General features: G+C 71.9%; 19 protein-coding genes. 4 read left to right on the top strand and 15 right to left on the bottom strand.

Annotated elements, in window-relative coordinates:
- Positions 1–164: 164 nt before the first annotated feature.
- The 13 genes from ACFYR3_RS23740 to ACFYR3_RS23680 all read right to left on the bottom strand — a co-directional run bounded on the left by ACFYR3_RS23740 (position 165) and on the right by ACFYR3_RS23680 (position 12735).
- Positions 165–1484, bottom strand: coding sequence for an MFS transporter (locus ACFYR3_RS23740; protein ID WP_355853781.1), 1320 nt, complete (start codon positions 1482–1484; stop codon positions 165–167).
- A 426-nt stretch (positions 1485–1910) separates the two neighbouring features.
- On the bottom strand, positions 1911–2270 hold the full coding sequence (locus ACFYR3_RS23735) for an MmcQ/YjbR family DNA-binding protein (protein ID WP_355853778.1): 360 nt from the start codon (positions 2268–2270) through the stop codon (positions 1911–1913).
- A gap of 63 nt (positions 2271–2333) precedes the next feature.
- The gene (locus ACFYR3_RS23730; RefSeq protein ID WP_389284703.1) at positions 2334–2891 is read right to left on the bottom strand and encodes a GNAT family N-acetyltransferase; all 558 of its coding nucleotides are present in this window, start codon (positions 2889–2891) and stop codon (positions 2334–2336) included.
- A complete protein-coding gene (locus tag ACFYR3_RS23725; protein WP_356783339.1) occupies positions 2891–3463 on the bottom strand; it encodes an XRE family transcriptional regulator in 573 nt (190 codons plus the stop codon). The genes ACFYR3_RS23730 and ACFYR3_RS23725 overlap by 1 nt, the downstream gene beginning before the upstream one ends.
- 37 nt (positions 3464–3500) lie before the next feature.
- Complete coding sequence (locus tag ACFYR3_RS23720; protein WP_355853773.1) at positions 3501–4406, bottom strand: LysR family transcriptional regulator; 906 nt, start codon at positions 4404–4406, stop codon at positions 3501–3503.
- 79 nt (positions 4407–4485) lie between these two features.
- Positions 4486–5679: a glycine C-acetyltransferase gene (locus ACFYR3_RS23715; RefSeq protein WP_389284702.1), complete on the bottom strand. Its 1194-nt coding sequence runs from the start codon at positions 5677–5679 to the stop codon at positions 4486–4488.
- A 19-nt stretch (positions 5680–5698) separates the two neighbouring features.
- Positions 5699–6727 (bottom strand): L-threonine 3-dehydrogenase, encoded by a 1029-nt coding sequence (gene tdh, locus ACFYR3_RS23710; RefSeq protein ID WP_356783337.1) that lies wholly within the window; start codon positions 6725–6727, stop codon positions 5699–5701.
- Between the two features lie 337 nt (positions 6728–7064).
- Entirely contained in the window at positions 7065–7652 is a 588-nt protein-coding gene (locus ACFYR3_RS23705; RefSeq protein WP_355853768.1) for a GAF domain-containing protein, read from the bottom strand.
- Positions 7649–8248 (bottom strand): ATP/GTP-binding protein, encoded by a 600-nt coding sequence (locus tag ACFYR3_RS23700; RefSeq protein WP_355853766.1) that lies wholly within the window; start codon positions 8246–8248, stop codon positions 7649–7651. The genes ACFYR3_RS23705 and ACFYR3_RS23700 overlap by 4 nt, the downstream gene beginning before the upstream one ends.
- Positions 8226–8597, bottom strand: a complete 372-nt coding sequence (locus ACFYR3_RS23695; RefSeq protein ID WP_355853829.1) for a DUF742 domain-containing protein — start codon at positions 8595–8597, stop codon at positions 8226–8228. The genes ACFYR3_RS23700 and ACFYR3_RS23695 overlap by 23 nt, the downstream gene beginning before the upstream one ends.
- 2 nt (positions 8598–8599) lie before the next feature.
- The gene (locus ACFYR3_RS23690; RefSeq protein ID WP_355853764.1) at positions 8600–9034 is read right to left on the bottom strand and encodes a roadblock/LC7 domain-containing protein; all 435 of its coding nucleotides are present in this window, start codon (positions 9032–9034) and stop codon (positions 8600–8602) included.
- A gap of 71 nt (positions 9035–9105) precedes the next feature.
- On the bottom strand, positions 9106–11166 hold the full coding sequence (locus tag ACFYR3_RS23685) for an ATP-binding protein (protein WP_389284671.1): 2061 nt from the start codon (positions 11164–11166) through the stop codon (positions 9106–9108).
- A gap of 348 nt (positions 11167–11514) precedes the next feature.
- Positions 11515–12735, bottom strand: a complete 1221-nt coding sequence (locus tag ACFYR3_RS23680) for an MBL fold metallo-hydrolase (RefSeq protein WP_355853759.1) — start codon at positions 12733–12735, stop codon at positions 11515–11517.
- A gap of 489 nt (positions 12736–13224) precedes the next feature.
- On the opposite strand from ACFYR3_RS23680, the gene ACFYR3_RS23675 reads away from it, so the two are divergent.
- The 4 genes from ACFYR3_RS23675 to ACFYR3_RS23660 all read left to right on the top strand — a co-directional run bounded on the left by ACFYR3_RS23675 (position 13225) and on the right by ACFYR3_RS23660 (position 17449).
- Complete coding sequence (locus ACFYR3_RS23675; RefSeq protein ID WP_389284670.1) at positions 13225–14853, top strand: thiamine pyrophosphate-dependent enzyme; 1629 nt, start codon at positions 13225–13227, stop codon at positions 14851–14853.
- Entirely contained in the window at positions 14850–16028 is a 1179-nt protein-coding gene (locus ACFYR3_RS23670) for a Glu/Leu/Phe/Val dehydrogenase dimerization domain-containing protein (RefSeq protein ID WP_355853753.1), read from the top strand. The genes ACFYR3_RS23675 and ACFYR3_RS23670 overlap by 4 nt, the downstream gene beginning before the upstream one ends.
- Positions 16029–16224: 196 nt before the next feature.
- On the top strand, positions 16225–16644 hold the full coding sequence (locus tag ACFYR3_RS23665) for a hypothetical protein (RefSeq protein WP_355853750.1): 420 nt from the start codon (positions 16225–16227) through the stop codon (positions 16642–16644).
- A 184-nt stretch (positions 16645–16828) separates the two neighbouring features.
- On the top strand, positions 16829–17449 hold the full coding sequence (locus tag ACFYR3_RS23660) for a TetR/AcrR family transcriptional regulator (protein WP_389284669.1): 621 nt from the start codon (positions 16829–16831) through the stop codon (positions 17447–17449).
- Positions 17450–17782: 333 nt separating this feature from the next.
- Here ACFYR3_RS23660 and ACFYR3_RS23655 read toward each other — a convergent pair whose 3' ends face one another.
- Both ACFYR3_RS23655 and ACFYR3_RS23650 read right to left on the bottom strand, forming a co-directional pair.
- Positions 17783–18568 (bottom strand): SGNH/GDSL hydrolase family protein, encoded by a 786-nt coding sequence (locus tag ACFYR3_RS23655; protein ID WP_355853744.1) that lies wholly within the window; start codon positions 18566–18568, stop codon positions 17783–17785.
- 351 nt (positions 18569–18919) lie between these two features.
- Positions 18920–19813 (bottom strand): peptidoglycan DD-metalloendopeptidase family protein, encoded by an 894-nt coding sequence (locus ACFYR3_RS23650; RefSeq protein WP_356783329.1) that lies wholly within the window; start codon positions 19811–19813, stop codon positions 18920–18922.
- Position 19814 lies beyond the last annotated feature (1 nt).

The raw sequence follows: 19814 nt of genomic DNA, 5'->3' as shown, positions 1-19814 counted from the left end.
CCGTTTTGCGCGGGCCGGACGGTCGGCGCCCCACGGAAGCAGACGGGCGGTACGCGTCCGGCGGTGACCTCACCTCATGTCCGAGCGAATCACCGATCCGGAAGGTGACCGGTTCCCGCCTGCCCGGCGGCACGGCTCCGCCCATGCCCCCCGGGCCGACCCGCTCACACGGTTCGGCGGTTGCCCGGCCGGGCCGGTTCGAGCGGCGCGGCGGTGGTGCCCCGCAGTCGGGGCACAGGGCCGTCGACGCGCACCAGGTTGCGTATCGCGGGCACCGAGAGCAGGGCCGTGGAGACGACGAGGGTCATGACGCCGGCTATGAGCAGGACGTTGTCGGCGCCGAGGGCCGCGGCGGCGGGTCCCGCGAGTGCCTGGCCGACGGGCATCATCGCCAGGGAGCCCGCGACGTCGTAGGCATGGATGCGGTTGAGGACGTCGGGCGCGACCTGCGTCTGCACGCTGGTCGCCCACATCACGCCCCAGAGCGACGTGCCCGCTCCGGCGATCACCGCTCCCGCCGAGATGGCGGCCACGCCGAGTCCCGCCCCGACGGACGCGGGAAAACAGGCGAAGGCGAAGAGCGCGAAGGAACCGGCGCGCAGCATGCGGCGCGGACGCAGTCGCAGGGCGACGAGCCCGCCGATGACGGTGCCTGCGCCGAGTGCCGAGTTGATCAGGCCGTAGGCGCGCGCGCCGTGCCGCTGCACCACCTCGGTCGCCACCAGGGGGACGGTCGGGCCCCAGATGGAGATCATGTACACGCACCAGATCACGATGACGGCCCACAGCCACGTACGGGATCTGAACTCCCGCCATCCTTCGGCGAGATCGGCCTTGAAGCTGCCGCTGTGGGCCCGGCTTCCGGGGGCGGCCGGGGGCAGGCGAAGCAGCAGCAGACACATGGCGCTCAGCGCGAAGGTGCCGGCGTGGGCCACGAAGACCCCTCCTGCGGAGGCGAACGCGACCAGCAGACCCGCCAGGGCGGGGCCGACGAGCTGGGCGGCGGACTCGGCGATCCGGATGGCGCCGTTGGCCCCCTGTATGTCGGTGGCGAGGCGCGGCACGGTACTGGCGACACCGGGCTGGAAGACCGCGCCCGCCACGCCGTTGACCGCGCCGATCACGCAGATCTGCCAGAGGATCACGTGGTCGGCGAAGAAGAGGGCTGCGGCGATGGACTGGGCCACCAGCCGCACGAGGTCGGCGCCGATCATCAGTTTGCGGGTGCTGAAGCGGTCGGCGATCACTCCGCCGAAGATCACCAGTCCGGCGAAGGGGGCGGCCGACGCGGCCATGGCGAGGCCGACGGCACCCACCCCGTACCCGTACTGCAGCAGTCCCGCGGCGAGGGCCACCGGCAGCATGGTGTCGCCGAGCCGGGCAAGGGCACGCGCGACGAAGAACAGGGCGAAGTCGCGCGACCAGACGGGCCGGGGCGGCCGGTCGGCAAGGATGCCGGGCCGGGGGTCGCCCGAACTCGGCACCGCGGACGCGCGGCTCCGCCGACAGTCCGAACCAGCCCCTGCGGAACCGACGCCTACCGTGCCACCCCCCGCCGAGCCGACGCCTGCCGAACCGCCCCCTGCGGAGCCGTCGTCCGCCGAACCGCCCCCCGCCGAGCCGACGTCCACCAAGCCGACGTCCGCCGAACCGACCCCTGCCCAGCCGACGCCTGCCGTGCCGCCCCCTGCGGTGCCGTCGTCCGTCGTGCGGCAGCCTGCCGTACGATCCGACGGCTCTCGGTGCGGCGGCTCCTCGCCCGATGACGTCCTGGTCATCCCGCTCGTGCCCCTCCCCCTGGACCTGCCCCACGGCTCCCCCACGAAGCCGCCCGTCCCGCTCTTCATCCCGCTTCCGGATCACTCCCGCTTCGGATCATGCCACGGAGCACCGACAGCGCAGGGCCCGATTCAGTCGGCGGACGGGAACCCCAACTCGGGGTGGGCGTCGATCAGTCGGGGCGTGGCCGCCTGACGCCAGGAGTCGGCGAGGATGTCGCGGAGTTCGTCGTCGTCCTCCAGGGCGGCGAGCCGGGCCCGGACCCAGGCGAAACCGGCCTCGTGATCGGCGATCCAGAACTTCCCCGGCTCGGCCAGGACCAGTTCGTCGCGCTCCTCCTTCGGGCAGCGCACGGCGATGGAGGTCTCCGCCTCGGGCAGCGTGGCGAACATCTTGCCCGCGACCCGGAAGGTGGGCATACTCCAGGCGATCTTCTCCGTCGTGTCCGGCAGGGAGAGGGCGATACGGCGTACGTCTTCGGCATCCGGCATGAGAAGCACGCTAGCCAATGGCACTGACATCGACGCGGCAAAGCACGACGTCAACGCACGACATCAACACTCGACGTCAACGGTGGATCGGGCGGCGCCGGCCACCGCCCGCAGTTGCTTGTAGAAGATCGTCGTCGGACGCAGTTCGCCCGACGGCGTCGCCGCGTAGTCCGGTATCGCCCCGAGCCGGGTCCAGCCCGCCGAGAGGTAGAGGGACTCGGCGGGGCTGTCGGTCTCGGTGTCCAGGTGGAGGAGAGTGACTCCCGCGGCGGCCGCCGCCGTCTCCGCTGTCGCCAGGAGCGTACGGCCGAGACCCTGCCCGCGGCCGTCCCGGTGGACCATCAGCTTGACGAGTTCGGCGCGGTGGCGGCTGTTGGGCTTGTCCGGGAAGGCGAGGGTGACCGTCCCGAGCAGTCGGTCCCCGGTGTGGGCTACCCAGACCGCGAGGTGCCCGGCCGAGACCGCGTCCGCGCGGCCCCGCCACCAGGCGACGGCCGCCCCGCGGTCGAGCGGGGCGAGGAATCCGATCGAGGCGCCGCCGTCCACGGTGTCGGTGAGCAGGTCCGCCAAGTCGTCGACCGCATCGTGGAGTTCGGCTGCCGTGAGGCGCTTGACCGCGATCACGGCAGCACCACCGCCAGCGCGTAGCGCACATCCTCGGGGCCGGGGCAGCGAAAGCGCGTTGGGCCCCATACGCGCAGCCGGAGGCAGTCGCCGGCGCCGAGGCGGTGCTCGACGTCCTGCGCGGTCACGTCGAGCGTTCCGTCGAGGACCCAGATGTGCTGCTCCAGGCCGGGTACGGGAGGCCTGTCGTACGCGATGTCCGCGCCGGCGGCGAGCCGTCCTTCGACCAGTTCACCGCGCAGTCCCGCGTACGGCGGCGACACCGATCGCCGGACGAATCCGGCTGCCTTGTCCGTCCAGATCGCCTGATCGGCGGCGCGGACCAGGAGCGCGGGTTCCCCCTCCACCTCGCTGAGCAGGTGCGACATGGTCCGCCCGTACACATGGCAGAGACGGTTCAGGAGGGAGGCCGTGGGGCTGATCTCGGCGCGCTCGGCGCGGGAGAGGGTCGACCTGCTGATCCCGCTGCGCTCCGCCAACTCCCCCAGGGTCCAGCCTCGTTCGGCCCTCAGCTCGGCCAGTCTGGCCCCGAGCCGGGCGTCCACCGCAGCATCGTCATCGCTTCCCATATCCGGGATGTTATCCCAGATGCGGGAATCCAGAAGGTCAGTCGACCGTCGCCGCCTGCGTCAGTGCCTCCAGGACGGGCCGGATCAGCGGATGCCCCTCCGCGCCACGGCGTACGGCGGCGAAGACGCGGCGGGTGGGCGCGATGCCGTCGACGGGGCGGACGACCACACCCGTGAGTTCCATGCCGCGCAGCGCCGAACGCGGCACCAGGGCGACGCCCGCGTCGGCCGAGGCGAGGGCGACGACGGCCCTGAAGTCGTCCGAGGAGTGCTCGAGGCGCGGCTGGAATCCGGCGTTCTCGCAGGCCAGGACGACCACGTCATGGCAGGGGTTGCCCGGATACGGGCCGATCCACGGGTCCTTGGCCAGCTCGGCGAGCGGCACCTCCTCGGCGTCGGCCAGGCGGTGGGAGACGGGAACGACCGCGTCGAAGGGCTCGGCGTAGAGCGGGACGTGCGTCAGCCGCGGGTCGTCCGCGTCCGGGGCGCCCCGGTACTCGACGGCCACCGCGATGTCGACCTGCCGGTCGAGCACCATCGGCAGGCTGGCGTCGCCCTCGGCGTCCTGTACGCGGACGAGGATGCCGGGCGAGGTGACGGCGAGGCGGGCCAGGGCGGGGGCCACGACCAGGCCGATGCCGGTCGCGAAGGAGGCCACGGTGACCGTACCGGCGGAGCCCGAGCTGTACGCGGCCAACTCGGCCTCCGCGCGCTCCAGTTGAGCGAGGACGGCGTTGGTGTGGCCGAGCAGGATCTCGCCCGCGGGCGTCAGCCGTACGCCCTTGGCGCCGCGCTCGACGAGCCGGTGGCCCGTCTCCTGCTCCAGGGCGGTCAGCTGCTGCGAGACCGCCGACGGCGTTAGATAGAGCGCGGCGGCCGCCGCCGTCACCGTGCGGTGGTCGGCCACCGCACGAAGGATGTGGAGCCGCCGCGCTTCGATCATGTGACCGATTCTCTCAGGTCACGCGCCATTTCCGGCCATCAGGCCGGTGTGCGCCCCCGGCGCGGGGGCGCACCCGCCGTCAGGCGTCGAGTTCCGCGCGCGCCGCCACGAAGGCGTCCACGGCCCGGTTCACGTCCTCGGTGGAGTGTCCCGCGGACAGCTGTACGCGGATACGGGCCTGCCCCTGCGGGACGACCGGGTACGAGAAGCCGATCACGTACACGCCACGCTCCAGGAGCAGCTCGGCCATGCGGCTGGCGACGGACGCGTCACCGATCATGACCGGGGCGATCGCGTGGTCGCCGGGGAGGATGTCGAAGCCCTCCGCGGTCATCCGGGAGCGGAACAGCGCGGTGTTCTCCGCGAGCCGGACACGCAGGTCGTCGGCGGACTCCAGCAGGTCGAGGACCTTCAGCGAGGCCGCGGCGATCACCGGGGCGAGCGTGTTCGAGAAGAGGTACGGCCGGGAGCGCTGGCGCAGCAGGGCGACGATCTCGGCGCGGGCCGCGACATAGCCGCCGGAGGCGCCGCCGAGGGCCTTGCCGAGAGTGCCGGTGATGATGTCGACGCGGTCCATGACCCCGTGCAGCTCGGGGGTGCCTCGGCCGCCGGGGCCGACGAAGCCCACGGCGTGCGAGTCGTCGACCATGACCATCGCGTCGTAACGGTCGGCGAGGTCGCAGATCTCCTTCAGGGGGGCGAGATAGCCGTCCATCGAGAAGACGCCGTCGGTGACGATCAGGCGGCGGCGCGCGTCGGAGGCCTCCTTGAGCTGGGCCTCCAGGTCGGCCATGTCGCGGTTGGCATACCGGTGGCGCCGCGCCTTGGAGAGCCGGATGCCGTCGATGATCGAGGCGTGGTTGAGGGCGTCGGAGATGACCGCGTCCTCGGCGCCGAGGAGGGTCTCGAAGACGCCGCCGTTGGCGTCGAAGCAGGAGGAGTAGAGGATCGTGTCCTCCTGGCCGAGGAACGCGGACAGCCGCGCCTCCAGCTCCTTGTGCACCTCCTGCGTACCGCAGATGAAGCGCACGGACGCCATGCCGTAGCCCCAGCGGTCGAGCGCCGCGTGGGCGGCGGCGACGACCTCGGGGTGGTCGGCCAGACCGAGGTAGTTGTTCGCGCAGAAGTTGAGGACCTCACCGGGGCGGCCGCCCGAGGTGACGCTCACGGTCGCGGACTGCGGGCTGCCGATGACCCGCTCGGGCTTGTGCAGCCCGGCGGCGCGGATCTCTTCGAGGGTGGTGCGGAGGTCGTCGCGCACGGAGTCGAACATCATCAGTTCCTTAGAGTCCTCAGAGGGTCCAGTCGAGAATGACCTTGCCGCCACGGCCGCCGGCCGCGTCGTCGAACGCTTCCTCGTAGTCCCGGAATCCGTAACGGCCGGTGATCACGGGCGAGAGGTCGAGGCCGCTCTCCAGCAGGACCGACATCGAGTACCAGGTCTCGAACATCTCCCGGCCGTAGATGCCCTTGATCGTGATCATGGAGGTGACGATCCGGGACCAGTCGACCGGGAACTCCTCGGACGGCAGGCCCAGCATCGCGATCCGACCGCCGTGGGTCATGTTGGCGATCATCTCGCGCATGGCCTCGGGGCGGCCGGACATCTCCAGGCCGATGTCGAAGCCCTCGCGCAGGCCGAGCGTGCGCTGCCCGTCGGCGATCGTCGAGCCTCCGACGTTGAGGGCGAGACTGACACCGATCTTGCGGGCCAGTTCCAGGCGCTCCTCGCTCACGTCGGTGATGACGACGTTGCGGGCGCCCGCGTGGCGTGCCACCGCGGCGGCCATCAGGCCGATCGGGCCGGCGCCGGTGATCAGGACGTCCTCGCCGACCAGCGGGAAGGACAGCGCGGTGTGCACGGCGTTGCCGAACGGGTCGAAGATCGCGGCGACATCGAGGTCGACCGGGACGCGGTGCACCCACACGTTCTGGGCGGGCAGCACGACGTACTCGGCGAACGCGCCGTCGCGGCCGACGCCGAGGCCGACGGTGGCACGGCACAGGTGACGCCGGCCGGCGAGACAGTTGCGGCACTTGCCGCAGACCAGGTGGCCCTCGCCGCTGACGCGGTCGCCGATGTTGATGTCGGCGACGTCGCGGCCGGTCTCGACGACCTCGCCGACGAACTCGTGCCCGAGGACGAGCGGCGTCTTGATGGCCTGCTGCGCCCAGCCGTCCCAGTTGCGGATGTGCAGGTCGGTGCCGCAGATCCCGGTCCTGAGGACCTTGATCAGTACCTCACCGGGGCCGGCCTGGGGCTCCGGAACGTCCGTGAGCCAGAGTCCGGGCTCCGCCTTCTCCTTGACCAGCGCCTTCACTCGACGGCTCCTGTGCGTGAGATCCCGGGAACGGCACGCCGAAGGAGGCCCGCACCGGGGAGAGGGGTGAATTCACCCAGGAATCTGCCGTACGACGGTGCCCTTGGTCCATCGAGGATTTCTTAAGCGCGGCCCCAGCTTTCCTTCACGCCCCAGTTCTCCCTGGCCCTGCCCGGGATCGGATGTCGGACCGCCGGAGTAGCCCAAGAGGGGGACATCGGGATCGGAGGTGCCTACGTGGACATGTATGACCCCCGTCCCGTGGGGGCTCATCACATACATCAAGGGTGGGTCCCCGGCGGCCGGCAAGGCAGGCCTCCCGCGTCCCGGCACATCGTCAGATCCCGAGGACTCCCTCCCGCCGTTCGAGCTGCTCGACCAGCTCGGCCGCCATCGACTTGATGGTCTCCAGGCCCGCTCTTCCCCACGGGCGCGGCTCGACGTCCACGACACAGATGGTGCCGAGGGCGATGCCGCTGCGGTCGATCAGCGGGGCACCGAGATAGGAACGGACGCCGAACTCGTCGACGACCGGATTGCCGGCGAAGCGCGGGTAGTCGCAGACGTCCTCCAGGACGAGCGCCTTGCGGCGCACCACCACATGCGGGCAGAAGCCGTGGTCCCGGGCCATGTAGCGGCCCGGTTCGAGCTCGCTCCGGTCCGCTTTCGCGACGAGGTCGGTGCCCCTGCCGGCACCGTCCGGGGTGTGCAGGCCCGCGAAGAACTGCTGCTCCTCGCCGATGAAGTTGACCATCGAATAGGGCGCCGCGGCGACCACCGCGAGGCGGTCCGCGAAGGCGTCGAAGGCGGGCTCGGGGCGCTCACCGAGGCCCAGCCGGCGCAGCCGTCGCACCCGGGCCGGAGCGTCCTTGTCCTCCGGTGTGAGCAGCAGACGACCGGCCGGCCGCGGCGGGTCGTAGGTCATGTACGGGCTCCGTGGCTCGGGGATTGGGCCGGCGCGTGGGCGAGGAGATGACGGACCAGGATGAGCAGGGTCTGCACCCCCGAGCTGGAGATCCGGGCGTCGCAGCACACGACGGGGATCTCGGGGTCGAGGTCGATGGCCGCGCGCACCTCGGCCGGGTCGTAGCGGTACGAGCCGTCGAACTCGTTGACCGCGACGATGAACGCGAGACCGCGCTGCTCGAAGAAGTCGACGGCCGCGAAGCAGTCCTCCAGGCGTCGCGTGTCGGCGAGGATCACGGCCCCGAGCGCGCCCTCGGAGAGCTCGTCCCACATGAACCAGAACCGCTCCTGCCCGGGTGTGCCGAACAGATAGAGCACATGTTCCGGATCCAGGGTTATGCGGCCGAAGTCCATCGCGACGGTCGTCTCGACCTTGTTCTCGATGCCGTCGAGCCGGTCGGTCGCGGCACTGACCGTGGTCAGCAGTTCCTCCGTACTGAGCGGCGCGATCTCGCTCACCGCGCCGACGAACGTTGTCTTGCCTGCCCCGAACCCTCCCGCCACCAAGATCTTCAGTGCGGTGGGGAAGGGGTCAGAGCTGTCGTCGTAATCCATCGAGCACTGCCTCCAGAAGAGACCGGTCAGTGGGGTTGTGGTGGAACTCCGGCGGCTTCGTGGTGAGCGCCCCGCAGTCGACGAGGTCGGACAGCAGCACCTTGGTGACCGCCGCCGGCAGCTTCAGATGGGCGGCGACCTCCGCGACCGAGACGGGTGCCCGGCAGCGTTCGAGTGCCTGGCCGTGCTCGGGGCCGAGGTAGCCGAGGGGTGTGGCTCCGGTGGCCATGACCTGGGAGAGGAGGTCGAGCGCGGTCGTCGGCCGGGTCCGGCCGTTGCTGACGGTGTAGGGGCGCACCAGGCGTCCTGCCGCGTCATCGAGCCAGGGCCCGTCGCCGGCCGCGGCCACGCTCAAGACCTCATCGCCGAGGGTTCGACGGTGTGCTGCCGGGGCGCGGTGACCAGGTAGGGCCGGACGCTCTTGACCAGCATCGCCATCTCGTAGCCGAGCACGGCCGCGTCGGCCTCGCGGCCCGCGAGCACGGCGAGACAGGTGCCTGAGCCGGCCGTGGAGACGAACAGCAGGGTCGAGTCGAGTTCGACCACGACCTGGCGCACCTCGCCGCCGTCCCCGAACCGCACGCCCGCGCTGCGTCCGAGGGAGTAGAGGCCTGAGGCCAGCGCCGCCATGTGGTCGGCGCTGTCCGGGTCGAGGCCGTGGACCGACTTCACGAGCCCGTCGCAGGAGAGCAGCACCGCGCTCGTGGTGTGCGGTACGCGCTGGACGAGGCCGCTCATCAGCCAGTCGAGATCGGATACGTGGCCGGTCGGCGCATCGCTCGCCATGGGGGATCGACTCCTTGAGGTACGAAGGTCCGCGGGAGCGGTGGGGGTGACGGTGGGGGTGGGGGTGGTCATCACGCGGGTGTGCTCCCGTCGTGCCGGGTGGTGCGGTCGTGTCCGGGCGCGGTGTCGCGGGCCCCGTGCGGCGCCTCTGCGTGCGGCGTACGTGCCTCGCCCGGGCAGGCCGTCGGTGTGGCGTCCTTCGGGGGTACGTCCAGGGGGGCGCCGCCGCCGGCGGGGGTGCCCATGGGCGGCTCCCCGTGGGCCCGGACCGCGCCGTCCCCGCGCGGTGCTTCCAGGCGCGCCCGGTCCGGGAACGACGCCGGGGCTGCCGGCTCGGCCGTCGGCGACACCCCGCGGGACGGCTCCGACCGCTCCCGGCCCGCCCGATCCGCGTCGGCGGCCTCCGCGAGCCCGATCCCGCGCTGGAACGCCGCCATGAGCCCCGGGTCGTGCCCGACGAGATACTCCGTGTCCGGGCGGGGTACGGGTCCTTCGCGCAGTTGGGGAACGATGTGCTCCTGAGCGCGCCGCCTGGGCAGGTGGGGCCTGTCCATGGTGCCGCGCACGACGCCGGTGCGTGGTGTGGGCGGCATGGCCGCGTTCTCGGCGGCGGCGAGTCGGTCCTCGGGGCGGATGCCGGGTACGGCTTCGGCCGGATTGGGCCGCTCCGTACGGGCGCCGCGCACGGGGAGCGGAGCGGAACCGCCGCGACCCGTGACCGGCGCGACACGCGGAGACGTCCGCTCCCCCCGGGCCGGCTCCCGCGGCGACTGCCGAGGGACCGGGGCCACCGGGCGGCCCCCGGGAAGGGCCGGAACCTGGACCGGCGCCGCCTGTGTGGGCCCGGGTCCGATGGCCGGCCGGTGCCCCCCGTTGGTCCCGTGCGGCGGCGCCTGCGTCACGCCCCCGTCGTCGAGGGCGCCCGGCCTCGAGCCCAACAGCCCCTGCGGGATCACGAGTACGGCCTGGACACCGCCGTAGATGTTGTTCTGGAGCCGTACGTGGATGCCGTGCCGGCGGGCGAGCTGCGAGACCACGAACAGACCGATGCGCCCGTCCTGGAGCAGGCCGGCGACATTGACCTGGTCGGGGTCGGCGAGCAGGGCGTTCATCCTGTCCTGTTCGGCCGCCTGCATGCCGAGCCCGCGGTCCTCCACCTCGATGGCCAGTCCCGAGGTGACGAGGTCGACCCGCAGCAGCACTTGGGTGTGCGGGGCGGAGAACACCGTGGCGTTCTCGACTAGTTCGGCGAGCAGGTGGATGACGTCGGCGACCGCGTGGCCGCGCAGGGTGCCGTCGATCGGGGGCACCAGCTTGACCCGCGAGTACTGCTCGACCTCGGCGATCGCGGAGCGCAGCACCTCGGTCATGGAGACGGGGTTGCTCCACTGACGGCGCGAGACGGCGCCGCCGAGCACGGCCAGGTTCTCGGCGTGGCGTCTGATGCGGGTGGCCAGGTGGTCGACGTGGAAGAGCCCTTTGAGGAGGTCCGGGTCCTCGATCTCGTTCTCCAGCTCGTCGAGGATGGAGATCTCGCGGTGCACGAGGGACTGCAGGCGCCGGGCCAGATTGACGAAGACCTCGACCTTCTGCTCGCTGCCCGCGTGGCTGGAGAGCTGCGAGGCCTGCACGACGGCCGCGACGGCTCCGTCGTGGGCACGGGAGATGTCGGCGGCGAGCAGTTCGAAGTCGTCGGCGTCCGCGGGAGGACGGCGGCGAGTCTTGCGCGCGGGCGGGTCCTCGCCGCGGCGCAGCCCCTCGACGACGGCGCGCAGATCGGTCTCGGTGCGGGCGCTGGTGCGGCGCAGGGCTCCTATGCGTTCCCGTACGGACGTGGCGGCGCGATCGGCGGCCACGGCGGCGATCAGGATGCCGGCCAGGGCCACGCCCACCGCTCCGGCGAGGACGGCCCACAGGATCGGGCCGGGCCGGGCGCCGGTGGAGCGGACGGTGAACAGTACGGCGGCGCACGCGCTGAGGGCTACGGCGGTCGGCGGCAGGACCGCGAGGCGCAGCAGCTGGGGCCGCAGGTGCGTCTCGGGCAGCGAGGGGGTGGCACGGGCGACCGGTCGTCCGTGCCGCCCGCCCTCACGGCGGTCTGCGCGTGCGGCCGGTGCGCGAAGGTGAGACATCGGCGTCCTCGTACTGGATGCGTCGGGGGCACGGGGCTCCCGCGGGTCTGCGCGACTCGGGCGTGTGCCATCGCGGTGCCGGTCGAGAGAGCCGAAAAAAACGGCCCTGCGTCGCCCGTCGGCAACTGACAGTAGTCGCCAACGCATCATGTGCGGTGGGCTGTTGACAAACTCCCCCAGGTAGCGTCCCGCTCTGGTATGAGGCGTCGCACGCCTGACCGATAACTCCATCGGACACACGTTCATGTCGGGCCCTGGACCCGATCAGAGCTGGTCAGAAGCGGTCACAAGCAAAGGGCGAGGGCCGAGGAGCGTTTCGCTCCTCGGCCCTCGCCGTAGATCCGTCGATCAGCCCGCGGACACCGTTTCGGGCTCTCCGGTGCCCTCCGTCGAGCTGTCGGCGACGTCACCCGGTGTGTCGGCGGCGACGGTCTCCTCGACGACCGGCCAGCCCTCCTTCGGCGTACGGGCGACACCACGCCACCACGGCTCGGAGGGGATGTTCTCGGCCGTGGGCTCGAAGGGCTCGCCGGGGCGGGGCAGCGCGACGCGCGCTCCGACCGCGCGGGCGGCGGCCAGCGTGCCCTCACCCGGGTCGGACCAGGCGTGGGTGGAGAGGTTGAACGTCCCCCAGTGGATCGGCAGCATCACCCCGGAGGGCTCGCCACCCTGGAGGTCGAGGTGGGAGCGCATCCCCTCCTGGGGCGTCATGTGGATGTCGGGCCAGAAGTCGCTGTAGGCGCCGATCTGGATCATCGTGGCGTCGAACGGGCCGTGCGCGGCGCCGATGTCCTTGAAGCCCTGGAAATAGCCCGTGTCGCCACTGTGGTAGATCCGGTGCGCGTCTCCCTCGGCGACCCAGGAGGCCCAGAGGGTGTGCTGAGTGTTGCGCAGGCCGCGACCGCAGAAATGGCGCGCCGGGGTCGCCGTCAGGGTGATCCCGCCGACCTTGGTCGATTCGTGCCAGTCCAGCTCACGGATCCGGTCCACCGAGATGCCCCAGTGCTCCAGATGGGCTCCGACGCCGAGCGGCACCGCGAACACCGTATCCGTGCCGGCCAGCGCCTTGATCGTGGGCATGTCGAGGTGGTCGTAGTGGTCGTGCGAGATCACCACGACGTCGACCGGGCCGAGCGCGGCCAGCGGCAGGGGCACGGGGTGCAGTCGCTTGGGACCGGCGAAGGCGAACGGAGAGCAGCGCTCGCCCCAGACCGGGTCGAACAGCACGCGGTGGCCGTCGATCTCGGCGAGGACGCTGGAGTGCCCCATCCAGGTCAGCCGCAGGCCAGTCGCGGCGGGCCTGGCCAGGTCGGCGAGTGTCGTCGCGTGCACCGGCACCGTCCCGGCCGGGGAGCGGTGGGCGCGCTCCTCGCTGCGGAAGTAGACCTTCGCGAACTCCAGCATCGAGCCGTCGGGGCGGGTGCGGGCGGTCTCCGGGTTCTGGAAGACACCGTCCGCGAAGTTCGGCGAATTGCGGATGCGCCGCATGCGCGCACCACCCGGATCCGCGCCGAAGGCGGCGGGCCGCAGCGCGCGGAGCCCGGAGCTCAGGGTACGGAAACCGGTCACGGATACCTCCAGATGGAGTCGGTCAGGCTTTCATTATGGTCGTCGCCTCTGACAGCGCCGGGTCGCCCCGGTCACAAAGCGATGTCCGTGGCCCTGGGTCTGTATGTGCTCAACCCCGGCGCGCCCGTGCTTCTTCCGGGTGAGGGAGACGTTCTGGGCGCCACCGCGCCCCCGGGTGACCGCCGGTGGCCCGTCGCGGTGCGAGCACGTCCGGGTACGGCCCGGGTTCACCGAGCGGACCCGCGCCGCTCCGCACCGTCGTGCTCGGGCACCCGCGGCATCTCCACCGACGATCGATCCAGGGCGTTGACATGCCCCGGAACCCTTCCGATACTGACTCGTGATTCAGTAGACCGGGTAACCGTCCCGGTGGCCCGAGGGCCGCATCGGCCCGTCCACCCCTGGAGACACCGTGTCCGACCTCCCCGCCGCGTCGGCGACGACCGAGGGCGCCTCGGACGTCGTGCGGCGCGTCATCGCGCGGTACCCGTGACGGCCGGGACGCCCACCGGCGGCGAGGCCCTCGTCCGCGCCCTGTGCGGCCACGCCGTGACCCGGGTCTTCGGCATCCCCGGGACGCACAACCTGGAGATCTACCGCCACCTGTCCGCGTACGGCATCCGGCACGTCCTGACGCGCCACGAGCAGGGCGCCGGATACGCCGCCGACGGCTACGCGCGCGTGACCCGGCACCCTGGTGTCGTGATCACGACGACCGGACCCGCCCTGCTGAACGTGGCGGCGGCCGTCGGCCAGGCGTACTCGGACAGCGTGCCGCTGCTCGTCGTCTCCCCCGGGATGCCGCTGCGCCATCCGCGGCTCGCCACCGGTCTGCTGCACGAGACACGCAGTCAGACGGAGGCCCTGCGGGGCGTGGCCGCCTTCAGCCATCGCGTGTCCTCGGTCGCGGAGATCGACGCGGCGGTGGCGCGCGCCTTCACGCTGTTCCGCTCCCGTCGGCCGCGCCCCGCGCACATCGAGATCCCCCTCGATCTGCTGGAGGCCGCCGAGGAGACCGGCCCCGTCCGCCTCGCTCCTCCTGTCGCTCCCCTCGCCCCGGCCGCGGCGGCCGTTGAGCGGGCCGCCGAAGCCCTGCTCGCGGCACGCCGTCCGGCGCTCGTGCTCGGCGGCGGAGCGCGCGGCGCGGCCACCCCGGGCATCGCCCTCGCGCTCGCCGAGGAGCTGGGCGCTCCCGTCGTCACCACGGCCAACGGCAAGGGGATCGTCCCCGAGACCCATCCGCTGTCCCTCGGCGTGTCCCTCCACAGCCCCTCGGTCCAGAACTGGCTCACGGAACGCGACGCCGTGCTCGCCGTCGGCACCGAACTCGCCGAGTCCGACCTGTGGTCCGCGCCGCCCGCCCTGAACGGCACGCTGATCCGCGTGGACCTGGACCCGGACCAGATGTACGCGGGCCTCCCCGCGGACATCCCCGTCGTCGGCGACGCGCGGCTCGCCCTGACGGCACTGCTCGCCGCCGTCGAGACGCCCGGCGGTGTACGCCGTCACGCGCGCGTGCCCGGCGAGGACCCCGTCCGACGCGCCGGAGTCCTGCGGGCCGCGCGGAACGCCGAGACCGCCGGGCGCGACGCCCGCTGGATCCCGTACCTGCGGGCCCTCCGCGCCGTCCTCGCCGAGGACGCCGTGATCACCTCGGACAGCGCCCAGTGCTGCTACTACGGAGCACTCCCCCACTTCCCGCTCGGTCCCGGGGGCCGCTATCTTCACCCGACCGGCTTCGGCACGCTCGGCTACGCGCTGCCCGCGGCGATCGGCGCCAAGACGGCGTTCCCCGACCGCCAGGTGGTGGCGCTCAGCGGGGACGGCGGCCTCCAGTTCACGGTGCAGGAACTGGCGACCGCGGCACAGCTCGGCCTCCCGCTGCCCGTCGTGGTGTTCGACAACGGCGGCTACGGGGAGATCCGCGACGAGATGGCCGCCCGGGGCGACACCCCCACGGCCGTCGACCTCGCTCCGGTCGACCTGCCCGCCCTGGCCCGCGCCTACGGAGGACAGGGCACGCACGCGTACAGCCCGGACGAGCTGACCGCCGCGCTCACCAAGGCACTGCGCACCCCCGGCCCCACCCTGATCGCCATCCCCGAGGAGACCCCATGACCGCCCCCCTGATGACGCTCACCTGGACGGACCATGTCACCGGCCGCCCGGGATACCTCGTCGTCGACCGGCTCGTGCGCGGTGTCTCCAGCGGCGGTCTGCGGATGCGGCCCGGCTGCACGCTGGAGGAGGTCGCCGGGCTGGCCCGTGGCATGACCATGAAGGAGGCCCTGCACTACAACCCCGAGGGCCGGTACATCCCGCTGGGCGGCGCCAAGGGCGGTATCGACTGCGATCCCCAGGACCCGGCGGCTTACGGCCTGCTGGTGCGTTATCTGCGCGCCATGCGCCCGTACATCGAGGCCTTCTGGACCACCGGCGAAGACCTCGGGCTCAGCCAGGACCTGGTCGACCGGGCCGCCGAGGAGGCCGGGCTCGTCTCGTCCATCCAGGCCGTGTACCCGCTGCTCGACGACGAGACGGCGGCCCGGAAACGGCTCGCGGACGCCTTCGCGGTCGAGGTGGACGGCATCGGCCTCGACGAGCTGGTCGGCGGCTGCGGCGTCGCCGAATCGGTGCTCGCCGCCCTGGACCGGGCCGGCGTGCCGTACGCGGGAACGCGCGTCGCCGTGCAGGGACTCGGCACCATGGGCGGGGCCACGGCCCGCTTCCTCGTGCGCGCGGGACTCAAGGTCGTGGCCGTCGCCGACGTCAAGGGAACCATCGCGAACCCGGACGGCCTCGATGTCGACGCGCTGCTCGGGGCGCGGGACGCGTACGGGACCGTCGACCGCGCGGTGCTGCGCCACGCCGACCGTGAACTCCCCGGTGACGCCTGGCTGTCCGCCGACGTCGAGGTGCTGGTGCCCGCCGCGGTCTCCTACGCGATCGACACGGCGAACCAGCAAGGGATCAGGGCCCGTTGGATCGTCGAGGCGGCCAACATGCCCGTCCTGGCGGACGCGGAGCTGCTGCTCGCCGCGCGCGGGGTCACCGTCCTGCCGGACGTCGTGGTCAACTCCGGCACGAACGCCTGGTGGTGGTGGACCCTGTTCGGCGACATCGACGCCGACGCGGACGAGGCCTTCGCCCACACCCGGCGCTCCATGCGCGCCCTGATCGACCGGACCCTCGCGCGCGCGGAGGCCGACGGCACGACGCCGCGGGCCGCCGCCCACGCCATCGTCACCGATCGGCTGCCGGTCATCGCGGAGCGGTTCGGCTGGTACCGGTGAGGGACCCGGAGCCGCTGACCGCCCGCCAACGCGAACTCGTCGGGTCGGTGGCGGGCCCGCCGCCCGGCACGCGGTGAGTCCGCGCCGAGGGCGGCGATTCCCTGGCGGGAATTGAGGCGCGGGCCGGACCGAAGCAGAGTCGGTGTCGTCAGAGGAACCCGCGCGAAAGCGCGCACCGACCTGCACGAGGAGCACCATGTCCGCCATCGACGCGCAGGACCTGATCGAGCGCTACATCGGCGTCTGGAACGAACCCGACCCCGAGATCCGCCGCAAGACCGTGCACGAGCTGTGGGCGCAGGACGGCGTGCATCTCCTGCGCCCGCCGCGGGAAATGCACGACAGGGCCGTGTCCCTCGGCTTCGGCACCGCCGTGCTGGAGGCCAGGGGTCACGACGAGCTGCACGCGCGCGTGACGCGTGCCTACGAGGAGTTCGTGGCCCCTGGGACGTACGTCTTCAGGATCCAGGAGTCCGCCCGCCGGCTGAACGACGTGATCACGTTCCGCTGGGAGTCCTTCCACACCGGGGACGGACAGGTCACGGGCGGCGGGCTGGAGTTCCTCGTCCTTGACGAGGACGGTCGTATCAAGGCCGACTACCAGTTCGTCGACTGACGGCGACCGAGGTCGACCGGAGCCGATGGGAGCCGGCCCGGCTCGGCCGGAGTGGCCCGGGTCGACCGAACAGGTGTCGGCCGGGCGGCCGGGCCGTCCTTCGCCGGGGCGCGCAGGGCGAGGTGCCGAGGGAGGCGTCAACTCGTGTCGGGCCCCACCTCAAAGGGCTGTGTAGGGTTGCCGCGTGGCGAGAGTGCGGTTGAGCGTGGCGGAGCGGCGTGAGGAGTTGCTGCGGGCCGCCGTCGAACAGATCGAGGCGCGGGGCGTGGCGGCGGTACGGATCGCCGACGTGGCCTCGTCCCTCGGCGTGAGCAACGCGCTGGTGCTGTACCACTTCTCGACGAAGGAGAAGCTGGTCGCCGCCGCGTTCACGTACGCGGCCGAGGACGATCTCGCCCATCTGCGCAAGCTGCTCGGCCGCCGTACGACGGCACTGCGACGCCTTCGGACCGCCGTGCGCTGGTACGCCCCGACGGGGCAGGCGAAGGGCTGGCGCCTGTGGATCGAGGGCTGGGCGGTCGCCCTGCGTGAGCCCGCGCTGCGCGACGTCACCCGCGATCTCGACCGGCAGTGGAAGGCCGCGATGACCGAGGTGATCGCGGAGGGCGTGGCCGCGGGCGAGTTCCACTGCCCGGACCCCACGAGCGCGGTCCTCAGGATGACCGCGCTGCTGGACGGACTGGCCGTCCAGATGACGGCGTACTCGGGAGCCGTGTCACGGGCGCGGACCCAGGAGTGGGCGGACGAGGCCCTCGCCCGTGAACTGGGCCTCGAGCGCGAGGCGTTGATGGCGGCGGTTCGCTAGCGCGGGTGCGGGGCGCATTGTCCCCGGTCCGCGATCCGCGCCGCCCGGGTCCAGTTCGTGAACCGCCGTGAGGACGATCGTGTCCCGGATCTCGCCGGAGCGACCGGTACCCCTGATCCGCCCTGGCCGAAGGCGGACGCCTGTCACCTCACCCGTCGAGCCGGCCCGCCCGGGACGCCGGTGCGGGTCCGGGCCTGTTCTACAGGCCCGGACCCGCTCTGTCCGTGACGCCGTGGCCGCAGTGGGCCGTGGCGCCTTGACCGGGGTGGTCCCGTGCCCACGTGACCAGGGTGGCCCGTGATCCCGTGGCCACGTGACCGGGGCGGTCCGGTCTCAGGCCACCGACTCGATGCGCATCTTGATGTCGTCAGGTGACAGGGTCCCCTTGGCCGCGACGTGATCGCCCGAGGACTCCCCGCGCAGCCGCCGTCCGATCCACGGGACCAGATATTCGCGGGCCCACTGGATGTTGTCGCGGCGCATTTCGAGCGTGCCGCGCGGCGGGAGGGGCGGCCAGGGCTGGTCCGGGTCGGCGGGCACATCGAGACCGAGTACCTGTCCGGCACGGAGCGCCACCCGGGTGTGCCCCTCGGGCGAGAGGTGCAGACGGTCGCCGTCCCAGGCGCGGCGGTCCTGGATCGTCTTCAGGGACCAGAGGTCGAGGACGGGACAGCCGTAGCGGTCCGCGATGGCCCGTACATGTCCGTTGTAGGTGGCGATCTTGCCGCGCAGATGCTTGAGCACGGGGACGCCGCGGGTGTCGAAGCCGGTGGTCACCATGACGGTGCCGACGGCGGAGGTGAGGTCGGCGATCGCGCGCTCGAAGCGCTCCGCGACCTCGTCGGGGTCGGTGCCGGGGCGGATGATGTCGTTGCCGCCCGCGCAGAACGAGACCATGTCCGGGCCGAGTTCCTTGGCCCTCTGGAGCTGGGACTCGACGATCTGGTCGAGCAGTTTGCCGCGCACCGCGAGATTGGTGTAGTTGAAATCGCCCTCGGGTCGCCGGTCGGCGAGAAGTACCGCGAACCGGTCGGCCCAACCGACGAACGCCCCGTCGGGCCCAGGGTCGCCGACGCCCTCGGTGAAGCTGTCCCCCACCGCCACGTACGACCCGATCACTGATCTGTTGTCATTCTTCGAATCGTCTGCCACATCGGCCCATGATTCACCTTTGGATGTGAGCTACGCGACCGTAGGGAAGGGTTGACGGACGGTGAGATAAGCCACTCGCCAAGCATTGGTCAACTCTGGAATAGGGCTCGGAGCAAGGGTGTTGAAGCAGCGATCACCGACATGCCGCGGAAATCGCGGGGAATCGCTCGGCGGCAGTCACGCGCCTTGCTCGACCACGGTCACGTGCCTCGCGGCGGGAAACACCGAAGGCCGGACCCCGGGGATCATGGGGTCCGGCCTTCGGATGCAGTCCTGCCGTCAGGAGCAGGGCAAGCGTCCGGAGCTCAGGGTGAGGCGTCAGCCGACGGCGACACCGTGCGAGCGCAGGTACGCGACCGGGTCGACGTCGGAGCCGTAGTCCGGCGTCGTGCGGATCTCGAAGTGCAGGTGCGGTCCGGTGACATTGCCGGTCGCGCCGGAGAGGCCGAGCTGCTGGCCCTCGGTCACGGTCTGCCCCGCCGAGACGGACAGGGACGACATGTGGGCGTACTGGGAGTACTTGCCGTCGGCGTGCTGTATGACGACCTGGTTGCCATAGGCACCGCCCCAGCCCGCGGAGACGACGGTGCCCGCCGCTATGGACTTGATCGTGGTGCCGGTCGGGACCACGAAGTCCACGCCCGTGTGGTAGCCGCTGGACCACATGCTGCCCGCCACCTTGTAGCCGGTACCGACCGTACTGCCCTCGACCGGCAGGGTGTAGCCGGAACCGCTCTCGGCGGAAGCGGTGTTGGAGGCAGCCGTGTCGCTGGCCGGGGTCGCCCGGTCGGTCTTCGCCGCCGAGGTCGTCGTCCGGGTGGCCGAGTGGGCGGCGCCGGCGAAGGCGGCCTTCTTGCCGAGCGACAGCTTCAGACCGGGGTGGATCAGCGACGGGTCGCTGCCGATGGCGGAGCGGTTGTCGGAGTAGATCTTCTTCCAACCGCCGGTGACGTTCTGCTCGTCGGCGATCTTCGAGAGATAGTCGCCGGACCTCACCGCGTACGTCTTCGTCGTGGCGGACTTCTTGGCGACGGGAGCGGCGGTCGCGGCCTTCTCGACGTGCTGCGCGACGGCGGTGGCCGGGGTCGCGGCGTGGGCACCCGTGGCGCCCATCAGAGGCAGCGCGAGCGCCGCGCCACCGGTTCCGGCCACGGCGATCGAGCGGGTGAAACGCAAGGACTTGGGACGGCGGTGCTTACCCTTGGCGGGCATG

Source organism: Streptomyces sp. NPDC005784 (assembly GCF_042871525.1).
In the GTDB taxonomy this organism is placed as follows: domain Bacteria; phylum Actinomycetota; class Actinomycetes; order Streptomycetales; family Streptomycetaceae; genus Streptomyces.
The sequence above is the reverse complement of the archived record's forward strand: the minus strand, read 5'-3'. Positions and strand labels throughout refer to the sequence as shown.